Genomic DNA, 21,917 nt, shown 5'->3' on the forward strand with positions numbered 1-21,917 from the left:
TTCTTCGTTGCCGCTTTCTGGGCGTCAGACGCTTGCGCTGTCTGATTGGGATCTCCGGGAAGTGTAGGGAACAGTGCACCCAGCCCCTTGCCAAGCCGTGATTTCGATGCCATGATCAGTGCTCACCTCGTTTCGCTTCCAAAGTCGCCAGAACAGCGGGAGAACGTCTTGCCATTTCCAACGCCGCTTCCCCATAGGCGATAGCTCCCATGCCATGGGCATCATAGGAGATGACGCTTTGCTGGAAGCTCGGCGCTTCCGATATCTTCACCGAACGGGGAATCGTCGTATCCAGCACGATATTCGGATAATGGCTCTTGACCTCGTCATAGACCTGCCTGCTCAGGATGGTGCGGCGATCGAACATCGTCACCAGCATGGTGGACACCAGCAGCACTGGATTGTAATGCTCCTGCACCAGCCCGATGGTGTTGATGAGCTGGCCGAGCCCTTCGAGCGCATAATATTCGGCCTGGATCGGAATCAGCACTTCAGTCACCGCGCACATCGCGTTGATGACCAGCAGCCCCAGGCTCGGAGGACAGTCGATAAACACATAATCATAGCGTTGGTCGCTCGATTCGAGATAGGTATCGAGAGCCTGCTTGAGCAGTTCGGTACGATTCCCCAGATCGGCGATCTCCAACTCAGCGCCGCTGAGGTCGATGGAGGCCGGCACCACGTCAAGCGTCTCGAACGACGGGCACCGCTGGATGGCTTCGGCGATCGACATGCGCCCTTCAATGACATCATAGATCGAGGGTTCGCCTGAGATGTGCTTGGCACCAAGTGCCGTCGATGCATTGCCCTGCGGATCCATGTCAAGGACCAGTACATGCGCACCGCTTTCCGCAAACGCCGCAGCCAGGTTGACCGTCGTCGTGGTCTTCCCTACCCCGCCCTTTTGGTTGGCGACTGCGATACGCCTGGTCTGCGCAGGCTTGGGGAATTCGACCATATGCAGTGCATCGTACCGTGTCGTCGCCTCTGCAATCTCACCACCCAGCGTATCGATTTGATCGCCGAAAATGCGCCGGATGATATCTGATGCGGAATCCATCGATTGTCCCCCTTGCTCAGAACCTGATGAACGGTGTACGGCTGACGACACAGCTCCTCCTTGATACGTGATTGTTCCAGTTTCGCCACGGTACTGGACATGCCCGGTACGCTATCCACGGACATGTGGATAATTGTGGATAATGTCTATCAACTCTGTGGATAACCCAGATCTTGACTCACCAAACGCTCTATTTTCCGCACTTTCTCCATGTCCAATAGGTTAACGCCCGGATGTGCACAACTTTTCGGCACCCCACATATTGTGGATAACCTCATTCGGCACACGCAACGATTCTACTCTGCTTCACAGCGATCTGCGACCATATCCGTCCCATCGCCGTCATATAACGCCAATGATGTTTCACGTGAAACATCAAGACATACCTAGCGCCCGCGTCACCGTCCACACTTCCCCACAATTCAGCAGAGGTGATTGTTTCACGTGAAACACTCACCCCGACAAGAGACCTACGCGATAGCCTTCACCATAGAGCTACAGCATGCACCTCACACTCCACCCTCACATCATGATGTTTCATGTGAAACCATCATCCACATGATAATTCCCGCGCCTACGTCAGCACTCATTCGCTGACGTCGCAGCATCCAGCAGATGTTTCACGTGAAACATCAAGCAGACAAGAATGCGGCGGCACTCCACAGACATGAAGTGTCTGGACCAATTCCGTAGGGTGTTTCACGTGAAACACCCGCATCGTCTACGTTTCGGTGCGTACACAGTTGCAGATACATATCGGCGGATGTTTCACGTGAAACATCCGCCGATTCCCATACCGATGCTATTGCTTATCGACCAACACCACATGGGTTGGTTCAAGACCCTCCCCCACCGGAGCGAGGCATACACGTGGATGCACCCCATGGAAGCGTCGAATCTGTTTGTCCGCCTTCTCGATCTCCGCCTCCGCGGAACGCCCCTTGAGCGCGATGAGCTGGCCATGAGGTTTGAGCAGCGGCAGCGTCCATCCCGACAGCTTGGTCATCGGGGCGACAGCGCGACACGTCACGGCGGCGAACGGCTTGAGTGTGTGCTTCCGGATCCGGTCAATGACCTCTTCGGAGCGAGCGCGGATAATAACGACATTCTCGAGACCCATCTTGCCGACGCACTCCTCAAGCCACGCCACGCGACGCTCCATCGGCTCGATGAGTGTGAAGGTACATTCGGGTAGGCATGCCGCCGCCACCAACCCAGGGAATCCGCCGCCGCTGCCGACATCGGCGACGGCCTTGTCGACATCGTGGGCGACCGCCTTGCGGACGAACGGGACGATGGCAGCAGAATTAAGGATATGCCGTTCCCAGATGATATGGATATCCCTCGGCCCGATCAATCCCCTCGGCTCACCTTCAGCCATGAGTTTGTCATGGAACACGGTAAGCGCGGGGAACGCCGAGCCAAGCACCTGCTGTACAATCGGCGAACCATCGAGCTCATCGTACGGTTCTTCGGGGGAATCAGCGGCTGTATCGATTTCGCTTGGTTTCATGATCATCGTCCTTCGTCAACGGTATCAATGTATCCCACACCACGGATGAGCCCGGCGGCAAACCACCCGCGGCCGTCAGCCCCTGTCGAGCCGCGGCGTTCAACATACATTCAGTATACGTTCAGTAGATATTTAGATTATGGCTCATCGCCCGCACTGGCGTCCGCACCACCATCCACATCACGGCCCTGCACATATGCCACAGGCTGCCCACGCCACACCTCGGTGACACGGACAGCCTGTCATATGCCAGGGATCAGATCTCCTGTTCCAGCGCGGCCTGGACCGAGGAATCAGGCATCAATCCGGTCGTCATCGGCATCGGCATACTCGTCCTGCCCAATCTGATTCTCGTCGACCTGATCATCCTCATCATTGGCAGCGGCCTTGAGATAGATGGTGACATGACGGTTCGGTTCCTCGCCATGCGAACGGGATTTCAGTCCTTCCTCGCGGACCAGATCGTGCACCACCTTGCGTTCGAAGGAGTTCATCGGCTGCAGATCCACCGGCTCGCCGGTTTCACGGACCTCGTCGATGGCGTCCAAGGCGATGTCACGCAGGTGCTGGCGCTTGTGCTTGAGGAAGCCGTCGACGTCGACGATCAGATGCGACCGCTCCCCCGTCTTCTGCTGCACCGCGAGCCTCGACAGCTGCTGCAGCGCGTCGACCACCTCGCCGTTCTTGCCTACCAGATGCTTGATATCGCTGTCATCATCGGCGACAATCTGCACAACGGGACGGTTGTTGCGGATGCCCATCTCGATGTCCCCGTCGTAATCGGCGATATCGAGCAGGCCCTCAAGATAGTCGGCGGCGATATCAGCTTCGTCATTGAGCTGGTCGATCGTCTTTTCATCATCCTGTGCCATGTAGTACTCCTTGTTGGCTGTATGGGGTCAAGTCTAATCGATGCGGGAAAGGAACACGACAGACGCCGCCGGCGTGCGGATGGACCACACACCGGCGGCGGATAGGTCATTTCTTCTTCTTGCGCTTGGGTTGCTGCCGCTGGAACCCTTCGATCTCACGGCGGGCCGCCTCGGCCTTCGCCTTCTCGAGCTGCTCCTCCTCGAGCGAAGGCTCGCCTGCGCGCTTGCGACGGGCGTTCTCGCGCTTGTGGTCGCGGACCTCCTTGTCTTCCGCGGCCGGGGAACCGGGCGTGGGGAAGGTGTAGATCTGCCACAGGGAGCGCAGGAAGTTGCACACGTTGTTGGTCAGCCAGTAGATCAGTACGGCGAACGGGAAGTTCAGACCGGAGAAGATGTACATGATCGGGAACATCCAGGTCATGGCCTGCTGCATGCGGTACTGTTGGCCCTGCATGGAGGCGCGCGGCAGGTTGCGGCGCATGTTGTAGAACTGCATGAGCCACATGAAGAAGCACATGAGCGCGATGAAGATGCCGATGACGATCTTCGCGTGGGTGTCGGCATGCATGAAGCGCGTGGTGATGTTCACACCGAACTGCGAGCTGTCGGAGAACTGCTGGGCGGTGGCCTTGTCGAACGCGCCGAGCGGGGCTCGTTTGCCTTTGGCGATGTATTCGATGGCGGAGAGCACGTAGAACATGCACATGAACACCGGGCCCTGGATGAGCATCGGCAGGCAGGAGCCGGCCGGGTTGGCGTCGTTGTCCTGGTAGAGCTTCATCAGCTCCCGGCTCATGGCGTCCTTGCTGGCCTGGTCGTTCTTGCCCTTGTATTTGTTCTGGATGTGCTGCATCTGCGGCTGGAGCGCCTGCATCTTGCGCATCGAACGCATCTGCCTGACGAAAATCGGCAGGATGCACGCGTGCACCACGATCACCAGGAAGATGATGGACAGCACCCATGACGCACCGACTGCCGGCATGCCGAGCATGGTCAGGAACTTGTGGAAGATGGCCATGATCTGGGTCATCAGCCATTCGACCGGGGTCAGCAGCTTGTACAGCCAGCCCCAGAAGCCGTTGTCAAGCAAGAACTGGTCGGTATTGGTATTCATCGATCAGGCCATCTCCTTTGTGTGCGAGGCCAGTGGCGTAACTCGAGGCCCCTCATGGGCCTTCGACCACGAATAGCGATAGAACGGGGAAAAGCGCTGCGGAACATCATCGATTCCGCCACGGCTCCACGGGCGGCACCGCAACAGGCGCAGCAGCGCCAGAAAACCGCCGCGCACCAGACCGAAGCGTTCAATGGCCTGCAACGCATAATGCGAACATGTCGGATAATACCGGCAGCAGGGCGGATTATTGGCGGAAATCACCCGTTGATACCAGCGGATCGCCCGCCGGGCGGCCTGTGCTGCCTGGGATGCCACGATTCACCTGCCTTGTATGGCGCGTTTGCCGACCGCGGCGAACAGGTGTGCGACCTGATACTCCAGCGAGGCGTATGACGCGCGTGCGGCAGACGGTTTTGCCCGCATCACGATATCGCAATGCTCCGGCAGCAGGTGCTCGTATTGCCGTGCAAGCACACGAAACCGCCGTTTGACGCCGTTGCGGGTAACAGCATGGCCGACCGCCTTGGATACGGCCAGTCCCAGACGCCGCCCGGACCGGCTGTCGGCATGTTCCGGCCGCGGACGCCCGGTTCGTGTCAGCGTGAGTGTCTGCGCCGGATCGCCGGAATCCGGCGATTTTGGGCGTGAATGTGAATCGTCGCGCACCAAATAGTGCACGACGATGTCATGGTCGCTGACTTTGTTGCGACGTTTCAGCACGGTGACGAAGTCACGGTGACTTTTCAGCCGCTCCACTCTGGAGTCGCCGGTTCAGGCAGACAGGGTCTTGCGGCCCTTGGCGCGACGACGGTTGATGACGGCGCGGCCGGAACGGGTGCGCATGCGTGCGCGGAACCCGTGCTTCATGTGACGGCGGCGGTTATTCGGCTGGAATGTCCTCTTCATAATGTATGCTCCCGGTTTTTTCAGCCATGCAAAAGCACGGCTCCTCATGAGTCAAGCTCTACTAACCTACTCTCACCCCTGGCCATTCGTCAACACGACACATCATCCGGGGAACGGGCAGGTGGTGGATGTGGATAAATCACCGAAGTTTTCCACATGCCGCCATGACCCCGACATTGCTCCAAAACCGTTGCAATGACAACGAAATACGGCCGGAAGTTATCCACAAATTACATCAATGTTATTCACAATTCAGCCATTTCAACACGCAAGGCTGTGGATAACTTCGCGACATCGGTGTAAACATACACTACGATATATATCCGCAACACGCGGAACGACATGATACGCAGGAAAGGACGGGGCCGCATGGCGAACAGCTCGCAGGATCCGGCGACCCAGGCCGTGCGCATCTGGTCGGATACCCTTGCCGTACTCAAACATGACAAATCGCTGACCGCCCGCGACAAGGGTTGGTTCGAAGGGGTCATCCCGGAAGCCGTGTTCGGTACGACCATCGTCCTGACCGTCGCCAACGCCGCGACGCAGAAGGCGTTGCAGACCGATCTGAACCAACCGTTGCTCAAGGCGCTGAAGCTGAGCACGGGAAGCGACATGTTCCCGGCGTTCAAGATCGAGCCGCACCCGGAGCCGTTGGCGCCGGAACCCGAGATCACGATGCCGGACGACCGCGAGCACTATGCGCCGCAGAACAATCCCGTCTACGCCGAGCACCAGAGCCCGGTCTCCCCGGCCGCCGAGCAGGCGACGCCCCAGCAGCCGGTCGCATGGCGGTCCCAGCAGGCGTCCCAGCCGCAATTCGCGGAATTCGCATCACCAGAACCCCCGGTGACATCGCCGATGATGCCACAGCCCCAGCAGAGCCCGACAATCCGGCAGGGCCAAGCGGGACACCCGCAGTCCCAGACAGCCATGTACCACACCGGGTATGTGCCGGCGCAGCCGCTTACCGGGCAGCAGCATGCCGACCGCTACGGCCAGTATGTGCCGGGATACGCCGGACACCAGGCGGGCGCCGCCGTGCAGCCGCCGGCCGACCAAGGCTCATATGAGCGGCAGCAGCCGCGCGAGAACTTCGATATCGACCAGCATCGTCCTGCGCTCGATCCGGAGACCCACCTGAACAAGAACGCCACCTTCGAGACCTTCGTTCCCGGCGATTCCAACCGTTTCGCACGTACGGTGGCCATGGCGGTCGCCGAGGGGTCGGGACGTGATTTCAATCCGTTGTGTATCTACGGCGGTTCGGGCCTGGGCAAGACCCACCTGCTGAACGCCATCGGCAATTACGCGCTGATCAAGGACCCCTCGCTCAAGGTGCGGTATGTCACCAGCGAGGAGTTCACGAACGAGTTCATCGAGGCCCTGCAGAACCCGAACCAGTCCCAGGGGCAAATCGCCGCGTTCAACCGGCGGTACCGCGAGGTCGACGTCCTGCTCATCGACGACATCCAGTTCCTGGGCGGCAAGGAAGCGACACTCGACAGCTTCTTCCACACGTTCAACACCCTGTATCAGGCCAATAAGCGCATCGTCATCGCCTCGGATGTCGCGCCGAAGAACCTCAAGGGCTTCGAGGCACGGCTGATCTCCCGGTTCGAATCCGGTCTGACCGTCGATGTCAAGCCGCCGGATCTGGAGACCCGCATCGCCATCCTGCGCATGATCGCCATGATGAACAACATGAAGATCCCCAACGACGTGCTTGACCTGATCGCCGAACGGTTCACGGAGAATATCCGCGAGCTCGAAGGCGCCCTGACGCGCGTGTCCGCGGTCGCCTCGCTCAACAACCAGCCGGTGACCCGCGCCTTGGCCGAGCAGACCCTGCAGGATTTCTTCTCGACCGACGTCGAGATCAAGCCGACGGACATCATCACCCAGGTGGCGAAGTATTTCCACCTGACCTTCGACGATCTGGTGGGGCGTGCGCGTACCAAGAACGTCGCCCTGGCGCGGCAGATTGCGATGTATCTTGCCCGCGAGATGACCAGCATGAGCCTGGTCGATATCGGCGAGGTATTCGGCGGCCGCGACCATACGACCGTCATGCATGCGTACACCCGCATCAGCGACGAGATGAAGGAGAAGCAGGAGACGTACAACTACGTCATGGAACTGACGGTCCGTCTCAAGCATCATTCCTCGGCCGAGTAGACAGGGTTCCCCGCCGTTTTCCGCGCTGTCCGGCCGGTACAGGACCGCCTGGCGCAGGTTTTCCGTGGTTTTTTGTTTGTCCACGATTGTGGATGGCGACACACCGTGTGGTGGAAAAAATCAGGAAAAGTTATCCACAGGTTTGTGCACAATTGTGGGCAAAAGCTGCGGATAACTCGTGGGCAACCGCGTCTGGGCGGTGGATAACTCGTGGATGGATTCAACCATCGTGTGGATAACTTTTCGGAGTCGTTTCCGCTGTGGATAACCCTCCCAGTTATGCACACGATATCCGGAAGTTATCCACATCATTGAGCGGGGTCTGAGCGCTTCTCGTACTTGACATCCGTCCACTTATCCACATCATCCACAGGCTATATTACGAAGACTGTTGTTCTCACTTACGTTTCATCATCACCATGACAACCGGCCGGCTCCAGCTCGAAAACCGTCCCGTCCGGGTCCGGCTAGAATAGCCACAGAACACCAAGCGAAATGAGGAACCATGAAAGTCGAAGTAAATACGACCTCACTCGCCGATGCCGTCGCGTGGACCACGCGGGTCATCGACGCCCGCCCGGCCAGTCCGATCCTTGCCGGCATCAAGCTTGAAGCCATTGACGGGACGCTTCAGCTATCGACGTTCAATTTCGAAATCTCCGCACGCGACCATATCGAGGCGGGCGTCGACGAAGCCGGCAGCAGTGTGGTCCAGGGCAAGATCCTGGCGGATATCACCAAATCGCTGCCTTCGGAAAAGACATATCTGGCCACCGAGAACTCGACGCTGATCATCACGTCGGGCAAGGCGAGGTTCACGATGCAGCTCATGCCAGAAAGCGAATATCCCGATCTGCCGTCCGTTCCCCGAATTTTAGGCAAAGTTGACGGAGAAACCTTCCATCAGGCCGTAGACCAGGCTTGCGTCGCCGTATCGCGTGAAGAAACGCGGCCGGTACTCACCGGTGTCTACATGCAGTTCGAAGGTGACAAGGTGGTCATGACATCGACCGACCGGTTCCGCCTGTCCCGTGCGACCTTCACCTGGTCCCCCGAAAACCCGGACGTCTCGACTTCCACACTGCTGCGCGGCTCCTTGCTGCGCGATGTCGCCCGCACCCTGAACGACAGCCAGAACGTCGTCATCGACTTCGACGATGACAACCCGTCGCTCATCGCGTTCGAAAACGCCGGCCGCATCTCGACTTCACAGCTTATCGATGGCGAGTTTCCGGCGATCGACCGTCTGTTCGCCGATGAATACCCGATCCAGGCGGTCATCGACAAACAGCAGCTCATCGGTTCAATCAAGCGCGTATCCCTGGTGGCGGAACGCAACGCGCCGATTCGCATGGCGTTTTCGGGCAGCTCGCTGACCCTGAGCGCCGGCGTTGCCGACGAGAACCAGGCCAGCGACGTGATCGATGTCGATTTTGACGGCGACGACATCACGGTCGCCTTCAACCCGGCCTATCTAATCGAAGGATTGAGCGCGATCGCCGAACCGTTCGTGCGTATGAAGATGACGACCGCGATCAAGCCGGTTGAATTCAACGGGCAACAGGAACAGGATTCCGACGAATCGATGGACTACCGGTACCTGCTGGTGCCGATGCGGTTCACCAACTGATCGGTTTCCATGGATTCCGACGCTCACAAGGGTGTGGATAACCTTGCGCGTGGCGGAATCCTGCTGTGTACGCGATTGTCCCGGACGGCGATGCCCCTGATCGGCCTTGCACTACGATGGTTTGCAGGGCATGATGTCCAGGACGATCGCGCGAGGCGACGAAAAACAAGATTGCTAGAGTTATCCACAATACCAGGATTCATGACAATCATCACCGGAAGCATGGAAGAGAGGACGGTGCCATATGGGTGTAATCCTTACCCGGCTGGCACTTGACCATTTCCGGTCATGGCAACATTGCGTCGTCGATCTCGACCCCGGGGTCACTGTCATCCAGGGGGCGAACGGACAGGGGAAAACGAATCTCGTCGAGGCCATCGAGGTGCTGTCAACCGGCTCAAGCCATAGGGTTTCAAGCTCCATGCCGTTGATCGAGCGCGGCCAGGAAGCGGCGACCATCCGCGTCAATGTCACCGACACCGGCGTCGGGCGGCCGGGAATTCCAGAGTATCCGGCGAATCTTGGGGCGCACTCGGAATCCGAATCGGCGGCGGATCAAGATAATTCAGGAAATCTGAATCCAATTCAGGATTTGCCGGAGTGTGATGGCGGCGAAGCTCGGAAGCACCCCGATGCGGCAACCGCGACGACCATCGAGGTGACCATCCGCGCCCATGGGGCGAACCGGGCGCGGATAGACAGCGGCCGTTCGCTGTATCTGCGTGACATTCTCGGCAGGGTGCCCAGCATGTCGTTCACCCCTGAGGACCAGCGGCTGATATCCGGCGATCCGGCGGCACGACGCGGCTTCATCAACCAGGCCGGGGCGATGCTGGTGCCCGGATACGCCGAAGTCCACCAGCGGTGCGCGAAGATCGCCAGGCAGCGGGCGGCTCTGCTCAAGCAAATAGGGAAGACGACAGCCGATTCCGGTACCATGGGCGGGCCGAATCTGAGCGGGCTGGAGATCTGGACCGGACAGTTCATCGAGGCGGGTGTCGAACTGACCCGGATGCGCGCGCGCATACTTAAGGCACTTGCCGGCCCCTTCGCCTCGATCTACGACGAACTGGCAGGGTCGGCCCAGCATGCCGCCATCGCCTACGTACCATCATTTGAGGAGGTACTGGCCGAAGACCAGCCAAACCAAGCCATCAGCCGGCACTTCCAGCGCATCTACCCGGGAGAGGTGGCGCGCGGGCAGAACCTCATCGGCCCCCACCGCGACGACATGGCCGTCACCCTGGACGGCGTGCCCGCAAAGGAATTCGCCTCCAACGGCGAGATGTGGACGATGGCGCTCGCACTGAAAATGGCGTTGTTCGGTGTCATCCGTCAGACTACTGGCACCGCCCCCATCGTGATCCTCGACGATGTGTTCGCCCAGCTGGACGAGACGCGTCGTCGGCAGATCCTCGACTTCGCCGTACGACAGAACCAGGTGCTGATCACCGCCGCGGCGGCCGGGGATGTCCCGGACGTGTCGGCCTATGGCAAGGATGCCCGGATTATCGACGTGGCCGCGCTGCGCAGTCAGTCTGATCGCGAGCGGGCCGACCGGTTGCTGGATGATGACGCGATAGCGCGGATCAAGGCTGCGCGCCTGCGGAACGACCCGGAAACACGTTCAGCGTCCGGCGGCGTCGATGAGGTACCAAACGCCGGAACGTCGTCTGCCGACGCATTGTCTGCCGGGACGCCCGCGGCTGGGGTGCCGGCATGAAAGAGCCGATTGCCTCCAGACTCAAGCTGGACCCGCGCAAACTGCCTGCCCAGGTATTCGAACGGTATACGGCACGGGCGGGGATCATGCGCGACAGAGAGCGCAGGGAGGCTGAGGCCTGGGAGAATTTCGGCAAGCCTGGCAGAGACCCCAACACCTTGGCGAGTCTGGTTACCGTGCTCGCCCGGCACGACAACTGGATGCCGCATCTCAAGCTCGCCCAGCTGCGCAACCATTGGGACCAGGTGGTAGGCCCCCAGATCGCGCAGCATTCGCAGGTCGCCTCATGGCATGACGGGGTGCTCACCATCCGCACGGCATCGCCGTCATGGACCACGACGCTGACCTATATGGTCCCCCAGCTGACCGATACGATCCGGGAACGTCTCGACGGTCTTGATATCCGCGAGATCAAAGTGACCGGACCACAGGCCCACCCGTTCGGGGGCAGATACCGTCACCGCCGGTGAGAAGGCCATGGCGGGGAATCACAAGCGCCCCCGGGGTTTGAAAGCCGGGAATGCCTGCATTGCCCTGAGAGCCGCAAAGTCCCTCTTGATGTGTAGAATCACGTGCAGTACTATTGAACGCCTAGAAGCCCCCATTATTTACGTTCTAGGGTATACCGACTGCGCGAGCAGGGGCGCTGCGCAGGGCACGGGAAGGAAATTGAGTGGCAGACGCTGAAGCTGATTCGCTGAACACCAATATGCCCGGACAGTCCGGGAAGCCATCACAGCCCGCAACCGGATCCAAGGCGGAGCTGAACAACAAAGTCAACGAAGCCATCGCCAACGACAAGCTCGAAGACGCCCAGCTCGACGATTCGCTGTCGCCGGACCACTACGACGCCAGCGACCTGCGCGTGCTGGAAGGCCTCGAGGCGGTGCGTATCCGCCCGGGCATGTACATCGGCTCGACCGGGCCGCGCGGCCTGCACCATCTGGTCTACGAGATCGTCGACAACTCGGTGGATGAGGCCCTGGCCGGCTTCGCCACCCATATCGAAGTGACCATCCTGCCGGACAACGGCATCCGCGTGGTGGACGACGGCCGAGGCATCCCGGTCGATATCGTGCCGGGCGAAGGCGTCTCCGGTGTCGAGACGGTCATGACCAAGCTGCACGCGGGCGGCAAGTTCGGAGGCGGCGGCTACGCGGTCTCCGGCGGTCTGCACGGCGTGGGCATCTCCGTAGTCAACGCGCTGTCCACGCGTATGGAGATTGAGGTGCGTCGTCAGGGCTTCCATTGGACCCAGACATACATCGACCAGCATCCGACGGCACCGCTCGCCCAAGGCAAGCCCATGGAGGACGGCGAATCGACCGGCACCTCCGTGACCTTCTGGGCTGACCCGAAGATTTTTGAAACCACGGTCTACGATTTCGAGACCCTGCGTTCGCGTTTCCAGCAGATGGCCTTCCTTAATCGCGGCCTGCGCATCTCCCTGACCGACCTGCGTGAAATCGACCAAGCGGGAGACGAGGTGACCGGCGACGGCGACAACCCGGTGCAGGAACTCCATCGTTCCGTGACGTACTGCTACGAGCACGGTATCAAGGATTACGTGGCATATCTGGTCAAAAGCCGCAAAACCAACCCGATCGAAGAGGAAGTCATCGATTTCGAGGCCGAAGACCTCAGCATCGGCATCTCCGCTGAAATCGCCATGCAATGGACGACCGCCTACTCCGAATCCGTGCACACCTTCGCCAACACCATCTCCACGACCGAGGGCGGCACCCATGAAGAGGGCTTCCGCACGGCGCTCACCACGCTTGTCAACCGGTATGCGCGCGAGAAGAACATCCTCAAGGAGAAGGACGACAACCTCTCCGGCGATGACGTGCGCGAAGGCCTGACCGCCGTCGTATCCGTCAAGCTCACCAACCCGCAGTTCGAAGGCCAGACCAAGACCAAGCTCGGCAACTCCGAGGCGAAGACCTTCGTACAGCGTGTGATGACCGACAAACTCGGCGACTGGTTCGACGCACACCCTGCCGAGGCCAAAAGCATCATCCAGAAGGCGATTGAGGCCTCCCGCGCCCGTATCGCCGCGAAGAAGGCCCGCGAATCGACCCGGCGCAAGTCGATCTTCGAATCCGCCGGCATGCCCGACAAGCTCAAGGACTGCCAGTCCAACAATCCGGAGGAATGCGAGCTGTTCATCGTCGAGGGTGATTCCGCAGGCGGCTCCGCCATCCAGGGGCGCAACCCGATCACCCAGGCGATCCTGCCGCTGCGAGGCAAGATCCTCAACACCGAGCGCGCCTCCATCGACCGCATGCTCAAGTCCGACACCATCGAGTCACTGATCACCGCGATCGGCGGCGGCTACGGCGAAGACTTCGACGTGAACAAGGTGCGCTACCACAAGATCATCATCATGGCCGATGCCGATGTCGACGGTGCGCATATCGCCACGCTGAATCTGACCCTGTTCTTCCGCTATATGCGGCCGATGATCACCGCAGGGTACGTCTACGTGGCCATGCCGCCGCTGTACCGCATCAAATGGACCAAGGGCCCGCACTCATTCGTGTACACGGACGCCGAACGCGACCGCGTACTGCGCGAAGGCAAGGAGTCCGGCCGCCAGCTGCCGAAGGGCGAAGGCATCCAGCGCTACAAGGGTCTTGGCGAGATGACCTATCAGGAGCTGTGGGAGACAACCATGGACCCCGACCACCGCATCCTCAAGCAGATCCACATCGAGGACGCGGCCCAGGCGGACGAGACCTTCTCCATGCTCATGGGCGACGAGGTCGAACCCCGACGCCTGTTCATCCAGCGCAACGCGCACGACGCGCGATTCATCGACGCGTGACCGCCGGCAAACCAGCACACTTCAACTAGCCATCCCACGAGGATGGACAAGAACACGAAGGATGTATCTTGGCAGACGAAACCAACACCAACAATCCGGAAGACAGCGGGGCCAGCAACGACGACCAGCTCAACGGCCTGGACAACAACCATGAGCCGCTGAGCCCCCAGGAGGCCGACAACACCGATTACGGCCTGATGAAAGGTCAGCGCGTCCAGCCGATCGATTTGCAGCAGGAAATGCGCGAATCCTACCTCGCCTACGCGCTGTCCGTCATCGTGGAGCGCGCGCTGCCTGACGTGCGTGACGGCATGAAGCCAGTCCACCGCCGCGTCATCTACGCGATGTACGACGGCGGTTACCGCCCGGACCGCGGCTACAACAAGTGCTCGCGCGTCGTCGGCGACGTCATGGGCAAGTACCACCCGCACGGCGACGCCGCCATCTATGACACGCTCGTGCGCATGGCCCAGCCGTGGTCCATGCGCTACCCGCTCGTGGACGGGCAGGGCAATTTCGGCTCCCCCGGCGACGACCCCGCGGCGGCCATGCGTTACACCGAATGCCGTATGGCGCCGCTCGCCATGGAAATGGTGCGCGACATCGACAAGGACACCGTCGATTTCGTGCCCAACTACGACGGCAAGACCCAGGAGCCGACCGTGCTCCCGAGCCGTTTCCCGAACCTGTTGGTCAACGGTTCCGCCGGCATCGCCGTCGGCATGGCCACCAACATCCCGCCGCACAACCTGCGCGAGGTGGCGGATGGCGTGCACTGGGCGCTCGACCATCCGGACGCGAGCCGTGAGGAGCTGCTCAACGCGCTCATCGAACGGATCAAGGGACCGGACTTCCCGACCGGCGCGACCATCCTCGGCCACAAGGGCATCGAACAGGCATACCGTACCGGCCGCGGCCTGATCACCATGCGGGCCGTGGTCAACACCGAGGAAATCAACGGGCGCATGTGCCTGGTGGTCACCGAACTGCCCTACCAGGTCAACCCGGACCGTCTGGTCGTCTCCATCCGCGAGGCGGTGCGTGACGGCAAGATCCAGGGCATCGCCGACATGCGCGACGAGACCTCGGGCCGTACCGGCCAGCGTCTGGTGCTCGTGCTCAAGCGTGACGCGGTCCCCAAGGTCGTGCTCAACAACCTGTACAAGCATTCCCAGCTCCAGCAGACCTTCGGCGCCAACATGCTCGCCCTCGTCGACGGCGTGCCGCGCACGCTCAGCCTGGACGCGTTCATCCGCCACTGGGTCTCCCACCAGCTCGACGTCGTCGAACGCCGCACCCGGTATTTGAAGCGTGAAGCCGAAGAACGCGACCACATCCTGCAGGGCTATCTCAAGGCCCTCGACATGATCGACGAGGTCATCGCCCTCATCCGCTCCTCCAAGGACGTGGACACCGCCCGTGAAGGCCTCAAAGACCTGCTTGACGTCGACGATGTGCAGGCGGACGCGATCCTCGCGATGCAGCTGCGCCGCCTCGCCGCGCTCGAACGGCAGAAGATCCTCGACGAACACGAGGAACTCCAGCGCAAGATCGCCGATTACAACGACATCCTGGCCAAGCCGGAACGCCAGCGCCAGATCGTGGGTGACGAGCTCGACGAAATCGTCGAGAAGTACGGTGACGAACGCCGTACCCGCATCCTGCCGTATTCGGGCGAGATGAACGTCGAGGACCTGATCGCCGAGGAGAACGTGGTCGTGACGGTCACCCACTCCGGGTTCATCAAGCGCACCAAGGCCGATGAATACCGCGCCCAGCACCGCGGCGGCAAAGGCATCAAGGGCACCAAGCTGCGCGAGGACGACGTGGTCGACCACTTCTTCCTCACCAGCACGCACAACTGGCTGCTGTTCTTCACCAACAAGGGACGTGTCTACCGGCTCAAAGCCTACGAGCTGCCCGAAGGGTCCAGGGATTCCAAGGGCCAGCACGTGGCCAACCTGCTGCAGTTCGCCCCGGACGAGACCATCCAGGCAGTGCTGTCGATCCCGAACTATGAGGTCGCCAAGTACCTGGTGCTCGCCACACGGTCCGGTAAAGTCAAGAAAACCAGCCTTGCCGAATACGATTCACCGCGCCAAGGCGGCCTGATCGCGGTGCGTCTTGCCGCCGACCCAGAGACCGGGGAGCCGACCGACGAGCTGATCGGCGCCGCGCTGTGCAACCCGGACGACGACATCATTCTCGTGTCCAAGCATGGCATGAGCCTCAAGTTCCGTGCGGACGACGAGCAGCTGCGCCCGATGGGACGCCAGACCGCCGGCGTGCAGGGCATGAAGTTCCGCGACGGCGACGAACTGCTGTCCATGGACGTCATCTGGGGCGACAGCGACAAAGACCTGTTCGTGGTCACCAACGAGGGCTTCGCCAAGCGTACGGCCATCAGCGAATATCGTCTGCAAGGCCGCAACGGCTTCGGTGTCAAGGCCCTGCAGCTGGCCGAAGGCCGCGGTTCGCTCATCGGCGCGCTCGTGGTCAGCGAGGACGACCAGGTCATGGCGATCATGAAGTCCGGCAAGGTCATCCGGTCCGACGTGGCCGAGGTCAAACGGACTGGCAGGACCACGCAGGGCGTGACCTTCGCCAAGCCCGACAAGGGCGATGAGATCCTCGCCATCGCGCGCAACGCCGAAAAGGACGATGATGACGAGGACGATCAGGCCGGTTCCGGCGAACAGAACCAGCCTGCGGATCAGGCTACAGCCGCACAAGGTGCACAGCAGTGAGCTGACGGCGGGTCGTGCCGGTGACACGGTACGGCCCGCCGGATAGTGTGCAGACCTTGTCGCCATGGTGAAAATCGTCCCCGAACACTGGTAGGTTCACTAATCAGGCGAAGGCAGTCGGAAACGTCCAAGGAGAAACAATGAGCGAAAACGTCGACGAAGAAGGGCGCCCCGAGCCGCGTGTAGGCAGGACCGTCTCGAACCAGCCGATCAGCACCGGCAACGAGGCCCCGATGCCGTCCGCCGCGAGGGCGGCCGCAGCGAACAAGCGCCGGCACCATACGCCGCGTGCACGGCGTATGAGCCTGTCCCTGACCCGTGTGGACGCATGGTCGGTGGCCAAGGTCACCTTCCTGCTCAGTGTGGCAGGCGGCATCATCCAGATCGTGGCGGCGGCGCTCGTATGGCTGGTGCTCAACATGGCGGGCGTGTTCGACCAGGTCACGCAGATCGTCTCCTCGACAGGCCTTGACTCCAGCGGGTTCAACCTCGCCGACGTGCTTTCGCTGAGCACGGTGCTGAGCACGGTGACCATCCTCGCCATCATCGGTGTGGTGCTGTTCACCCTGCTGGCGACGATCTTCGCGCTCCTGTACAACGTGGTCAGCTCGCTTGTCGGTGGCGTCCATGTGACCTTGGGCGACGACTGACGGCCATTCCCTATCATTTGTGGTCTTTTTGGCCAATCAGGGGCGGTTCCGGTACTCCGGGCCGCCCCTGATTGTATATGCCGCCTAGGGCATGCGGCCTAGGGACGTAACGGCTTGTCGGATATCGAGTATTTCCGGGCCAAAGGTATTGCCGGAAACGTTCCGTCAGGTGATGTATGCGATGGCATGCGCAACCGGACAGAAGGTGCGGAGAGATGACGGAATCCCCTGGTATCTGCTGGGTTGTGTATGTCTGGGCATGTGTGACCGGATGGAAGGCATGGAGAAGCGGTGGAATCTCCCGGCATCTGCTGAGTTGCGTATGTTCGGACATGCGCAGCATCGTGTCTGCGGCGCGTATGGTCCGTAGGGCGTTTGTTTCTGGCGCTCGGCGTATGTCCCGGCATACGCAACTGACACCACCTTGGTGCTATGACGGCCCTGATCGCGTTCGCGATGGTGGGAAAAACACGGAACGCAGGTTCAATGCCTGCCACGCCTACGGTCGCGCAACCGAGACGCTGCATTGTACGGTGCCTTGCGCGGAATGCCCCCGACACGCCTACGGCCGCAGCGTTCCTCGGAACACGTGATTGCTCAAACTACTGGCGGGACATGCCGACGGCGAACGTCATCATGCCCTGCGTAAGATGACCGAAGAGCAGGTCATACGAACAAGGAGGCGACCATGTCGGATACCGGACAGCCCCCAGTGTCCCGCGTCCCGGATGATGAGACCGCAACGGAAGACACCTCTGCGGCGGTATTGCCGGACAGCGCATTGACCACTCGGACGGCATCATCTTCGATGGGATCATCCTCGAAAGACCCTCAGGCCTCCTACTCCTACGTTGACCCATGGAAGCCTGATTCCGTGCTCGAAGGGTATCAACAGGCCACCGTCCACCTCGGTGAGGACGCCGAGGGCGAGATTGTGGCAACCTTTGTGCGCAAGGACCCATCGAAACTCACCTTGCAAGAACGGTGGCGGCGCTGGCATTTCAGCGTGCGCGGCCATCGTCTGGCCATCATGTACGTGCACGGGTGGAACGACTATTTCTACCGCCGGCACGCATCCGAATACTGGGAATCGCTGGGGATCCCCTTCTACGCCGTGGATTTGCGCAAATTCGGGCGATCCTACCGTCCCTACCAGACCCCCGGGTATATCGAGGATCTGCATGAATATCGTCTGGAATTCAACGCCTTGCGTGACCAAATCGTCAAAGAGCAAGGCAAGGACGTCCGCATTCTGATGATTGCCCACTCCCAAGGCGGACTGAGCGCTTCACTGTGGGTCAACACCGAACGTCCCCACCATGTTGAGGCACTCGCGCTGAATTCCCCTTGGCTTGAGTTGCAGGGCAACCGCATGTTCCGCCTGCTGTCCACGCCGGTCGTGCAAGTGTACCGGCTGCGCGGCGGCAAGACCGTCATGCCGATGCGCGACCCGGGATTCTACGCCCGGTGCATCAAACGGTCGACCGGAGGCGAATGGGACTATCTTGACCACCCGCTCAATCCGGGTGTTGAATTTCTCACGCGGGCAGGCTGGATGCAGGCAATCTACAACGGGCAGGACGAGATTGCGAAGAATCTTGACATCCAGATCCCGGTCCTTGTGTGCACTTCAGACAAGTCGATGATGCTGCAATCCACATGGGATGAAGGCATGCGCGAAGCCGACAGCGTGCTGGACATCACCGCGATCCGTCAGGCGGCGCTGCATCTGGGTGATGTGGTCGCGCTGGCGACGATTCGCGGCGGTTTGCATGATTTGAGTATGTCCAAGCCGGATGCGCGGCGCAAGTATTTCCGCATCGTCACCATGTGGGCGTCGATGATGGCGTGGCGGCGTGTCATTCCCACCAAGTGGGTGGATGAAGCTTTGGCGAAACTCTGATTTCTTCGCGAGCCTCGCTCGTCGGCATGCTCTCAGGAATCGCCATGCCGCTTGAAATATATCCCCCAGCCCTTGCGCTAGTGTTGTTGCACGATGAGTATCGTAACCCTGTACGCCAAGACCTTCGGCACACCGCTGCTGATTGCGCTGTTGCTCTGGCCGTTCATTTCAGCGTTCCTGACCCTGCCGATTCTGGCGCTGCTCTATCACCATGAGCATCGTCTGCGGTTCGCCTCGACCATCGGCTCGTATCTGAGCGTGCTGTATGTGGTCGGTCTGCTCACTTTCACGCAGTACCCGATGCCGGATGAACCGGACCGATATTGCGCCACGCACCATCTTTCGCCGCAGCTCAACCCGCTTGAATTCATACAGGACGTCGCCACCGGCGGGGTATCGGCGGTGATGCAGCTGCTGCTCAACATCGTGCTGTTCATGCCGCTCGGATTCCTGCTTATGCGGTTCCTGCGGCGCAATATCGGCCATACCGTCATCGTCGGTTTTCTGCTGTCACTGGCAATCGAATTGACGCAGCTGAGCGGATTTTGGGGTATCTACCCGTGCTCGTATCGGCAATTTGATGTCGATGACTTGCTGACCAACACCTTGGGCGCTCTCATCGGGTACGGCATCGCGAAACTGTGCGACCGGCGGTGGCCGCAAAAACCGGTTGACCGGGCGGAAATCAACCACCTGCCCGGCATTGTGCACCGCGGGGTGACCTTCGCGATTGACATGATTATGGTCACTTTGGGCTACTATCCGTTGGGCATCGCCATGGTGTGGCTGTTCCATGCGCTCGCCAAACCGCTGCCCGATGGGACGTTCCAGCTGGCAGGCGCCATTGTGCACGTCGAATCCCTGAATATCGTAGTCACCGTGCTCGGCATGGTGTCGTTCCTCGTGTTCGAATTGTGGATTCCGGCGGCGCATCGTGGGCAGACGCTCGGCGGCATGTTCACCCACATGAGTATGGAAACCCGTGAACGCCACGGATGGCGGCGAGTGTTGTTCTATGCGATCCGCACGGCGATTATCGGTGGATGGTTCCTGCTCACGCTGCTGCAGAAGGATACACACAGCGGGTTGCTGGTCATTGCGGTCGTGGTGTTTGCGCTGATATTCAAGCAGATGCCTTGGGATTACGCTCCGGGTGACGCCGAATCGGAGCGCGCTGATACTGATGGCGTCGGTGATGTCAGCGATGCTGGTGATGCCGAAGATGCTGGCGGCGCTGTTGGCACTACTGATGGCGCTGCTGTCACTGCTCTCACTGAGAACGCCGTCAACGCACCGGCGTCGCCCATATCCCAGAACCGGCAGTAGTGAAATCAGCACAATAGCGGGCAAAATCGGTGATTCCTGGGCAGGAACCGAATGAAAATCCCCGCTGTCTGTTGTGTCAGACGACCTGCCGGCGCAGACAGACAGCGGGGAACGTGTCAGAAGATGCCCTGCGCGACCATGGCGTTCGCGACTTTGACGAAGCCGGCGGCGTTCGCGCCCAGCATCAGGTCGCCCTCACGGCCGTATTCTTTCGCGGCGTCCAGGGAGTTCGCCACGATATCCTCCATGATTTGCTTGAGCTTGGCATCGACCTCGTCGAAGGTCCAGCTCAGCCGATACGAGTTCTGACTCATCTCCAAGCCAGAAACGGCCACACCGCCCGCATTGGTGGCCTTTGCGGGGCCGTACAGCAGCTTCGCGCCCTGATATACGGCAATCGCCTCCGGCGTGCTGGGCATATTCGCACCTTCGCACACGACCGTGCAGCCGTTGTCCACCAACGTGCGGGCGGATTCGCCGTCGATCTCGTTCTGCGTGGCGCACGGCAGCGCGATATCGCACGGGACGGTCCACACGTCACGACAACCCTCGTGGTATTCGGAACCGGGCACGCGGTCGGCATATTCCTTGATACGGCCGCGATGACCGAGCTTGATATCCTTGACCACATCGAGATCAATGCCCTGGGGGTCGTAGACGTAGCCGTTGGAATCGGAGCAGGTGACGACCTTCGCGCCCAGCCGTTGCGCCTTCTCGATCGCGAAGATCGCGACATTGCCGGAACCGGAGACAACCACGGTCTTGCCTTGGAAGGAGTCATTGCGCAGCACGCGCAGCGCCTCCTGCGTGTAGTAGCACAGCCCGTAGCCGGTCGCCTCGGTGCGGGCCAGTGAGCCGCCGAATTCCAGGCCCTTGCCGGTGAGCACGCCGGAGTATTCGTCACGGATACGCTTATACTGGCCGAACAGATAGCCGATCTCACGCGCACCGACGTTGATATCGCCTGCCGGAACATCGGTGAACTGGCCGATATGACGCTGTAGCTCGGTCATGAACGCCTGGCAGAAGCGCATCACCTCGCCGTCGGAACGGCCCTTCGGATCGAAATCGGAACCGCCCTTGCCTCCGCCCATCGGCAGGCCTGTCAGGGAATTCTTCAGAATCTGCTCGAAGCCGAGGAACTTGATGACGGACTCGTTGACCGTCGGGTGGAAGCGCAAACCGCCCTTGTACGGGCCGATTGCGGAATTGAACTGTACGCGGTAGCCGCGGTTCACCTGGACATGCCCCTCGTCGTCCGTCCATGCGACACGGAACTTCACCAGACGTTCCGGCTCGACGAACCGTTCGAGCACACCATTGCGCTCATATTCCGGATGCTTGGCGACAACCGGTTCCAGGCTTTCGAACACCTCACGGACCGCCTGCAGGAATTCAGGCTGGTCGCCGTCACGGCGTTCCACTTGCGCGTACACGCGCTTGACATACTCTTCGGTGAGCATAG

General features: G+C 60.5%; 16 protein-coding genes and 1 pseudogene. 9 read left to right on the top strand and 8 right to left on the bottom strand.

All coding sequences use genetic code 11. The features are described from left to right. Nucleotides 1-115 precede the first annotated feature (115 nt). From WD012_RS03005 to rpmH, 7 genes are all read right to left on the bottom strand, one after another. The gene (locus WD012_RS03005; protein ID WP_339562318.1) at nt 116-1,060 is read right to left on the bottom strand and encodes a ParA family protein; all 945 of its coding nucleotides are present in this window, start codon (nt 1,058-1,060) and stop codon (nt 116-118) included. A gap of 802 nt (nt 1,061-1,862) precedes the next feature. Then, on the bottom strand, nt 1,863-2,573 hold the full coding sequence (rsmG, locus tag WD012_RS03010) for a 16S rRNA (guanine(527)-N(7))-methyltransferase RsmG (RefSeq protein ID WP_339562319.1): 711 nt from the start codon (nt 2,571-2,573) through the stop codon (nt 1,863-1,865). A 293-nt stretch (nt 2,574-2,866) separates the two neighbouring features. After that, the gene (locus tag WD012_RS03015) at nt 2,867-3,445 is read right to left on the bottom strand and encodes a Jag family protein (RefSeq protein ID WP_339562320.1); all 579 of its coding nucleotides are present in this window, start codon (nt 3,443-3,445) and stop codon (nt 2,867-2,869) included. Between the two features lie 106 nt (nt 3,446-3,551). Continuing rightward, a complete protein-coding gene (gene yidC / locus WD012_RS03020; protein ID WP_339562321.1) occupies nt 3,552-4,559 on the bottom strand; it encodes a membrane protein insertase YidC in 1,008 nt (335 codons plus the stop codon). A 3-nt stretch (nt 4,560-4,562) separates the two neighbouring features. Then, nucleotides 4,563-4,877: a membrane protein insertion efficiency factor YidD gene (yidD, locus tag WD012_RS03025; RefSeq protein ID WP_339562322.1), complete on the bottom strand. Its 315-nt coding sequence runs from the start codon at nt 4,875-4,877 to the stop codon at nt 4,563-4,565. Between the two features lie 3 nt (nt 4,878-4,880). After that, complete coding sequence (gene rnpA, locus WD012_RS03030; protein ID WP_339562323.1) at nt 4,881-5,318, bottom strand: ribonuclease P protein component; 438 nt, start codon at nt 5,316-5,318, stop codon at nt 4,881-4,883. Between the two features lie 15 nt (nt 5,319-5,333). Further along, nucleotides 5,334-5,468, bottom strand: a complete 135-nt coding sequence (rpmH, locus tag WD012_RS03035) for a 50S ribosomal protein L34 (RefSeq protein ID WP_015451361.1) — start codon at nt 5,466-5,468, stop codon at nt 5,334-5,336. A gap of 369 nt (nt 5,469-5,837) precedes the next feature. Here rpmH and dnaA point away from each other — a divergent pair, with 369 nt between their 5' ends. The 9 genes and pseudogenes from dnaA (at nt 5,838) to WD012_RS03080 (ending at nt 20,452) form a co-directional block, all read left to right on the top strand. Next, nucleotides 5,838-7,646 (top strand): chromosomal replication initiator protein DnaA, encoded by a 1,809-nt coding sequence (gene dnaA, locus WD012_RS03040; protein ID WP_339562324.1) that lies wholly within the window; start codon nt 5,838-5,840, stop codon nt 7,644-7,646. 505 nt (nt 7,647-8,151) lie between these two features. After that, nucleotides 8,152-9,276 (top strand): DNA polymerase III subunit beta, encoded by a 1,125-nt coding sequence (dnaN, locus tag WD012_RS03045; RefSeq protein WP_339562325.1) that lies wholly within the window; start codon nt 8,152-8,154, stop codon nt 9,274-9,276. Between the two features lie 244 nt (nt 9,277-9,520). Further along, nucleotides 9,521-10,804, top strand: a pseudogene (gene recF, locus WD012_RS03050) (DNA replication/repair protein RecF); the annotation flags it as partial. Between the two features lie 191 nt (nt 10,805-10,995). Then, nucleotides 10,996-11,469 carry a DciA family protein gene (locus tag WD012_RS03055; protein WP_339562327.1) on the top strand — a complete coding sequence of 158 codons (474 nt, stop codon included), beginning with the start codon at nt 10,996-10,998 and terminating at the stop codon, nt 11,467-11,469. A 239-nt stretch (nt 11,470-11,708) separates the two neighbouring features. Continuing rightward, nucleotides 11,709-13,826, top strand: a complete 2,118-nt coding sequence (gene gyrB / locus WD012_RS03060; RefSeq protein ID WP_422614354.1) for a DNA topoisomerase (ATP-hydrolyzing) subunit B — start codon at nt 11,709-11,711, stop codon at nt 13,824-13,826. A gap of 68 nt (nt 13,827-13,894) precedes the next feature. Further along, nucleotides 13,895-16,573 carry a DNA gyrase subunit A gene (gene gyrA, locus WD012_RS03065; protein WP_339562329.1) on the top strand — a complete coding sequence of 893 codons (2,679 nt, stop codon included), beginning with the start codon at nt 13,895-13,897 and terminating at the stop codon, nt 16,571-16,573. 140 nt (nt 16,574-16,713) lie between these two features. Then, nucleotides 16,714-17,223 (top strand): DUF3566 domain-containing protein, encoded by a 510-nt coding sequence (locus tag WD012_RS03070; protein ID WP_339562330.1) that lies wholly within the window; start codon nt 16,714-16,716, stop codon nt 17,221-17,223. Nucleotides 17,224-17,911: 688 nt separating this feature from the next. Continuing rightward, complete coding sequence (locus WD012_RS03075; protein WP_339562331.1) at nt 17,912-19,126, top strand: alpha/beta hydrolase; 1,215 nt, start codon at nt 17,912-17,914, stop codon at nt 19,124-19,126. 93 nt (nt 19,127-19,219) lie between these two features. Further along, nucleotides 19,220-20,452 (top strand): VanZ family protein, encoded by a 1,233-nt coding sequence (locus tag WD012_RS03080; RefSeq protein WP_339562332.1) that lies wholly within the window; start codon nt 19,220-19,222, stop codon nt 20,450-20,452. A gap of 116 nt (nt 20,453-20,568) precedes the next feature. Here WD012_RS03080 and gdhA read toward each other — a convergent pair whose 3' ends face one another. Beyond that, a complete protein-coding gene (gene gdhA / locus WD012_RS03085) occupies nt 20,569-21,915 on the bottom strand; it encodes an NADP-specific glutamate dehydrogenase (RefSeq protein ID WP_339562333.1) in 1,347 nt (448 codons plus the stop codon). Nucleotides 21,916-21,917: the final 2 nt, after the last annotated feature.

It is taken from the genome of Bifidobacterium thermophilum, from assembly GCF_037482445.1.
GTDB lineage: Bacteria > Actinomycetota > Actinomycetes > Actinomycetales > Bifidobacteriaceae > Bifidobacterium > Bifidobacterium thermophilum_B.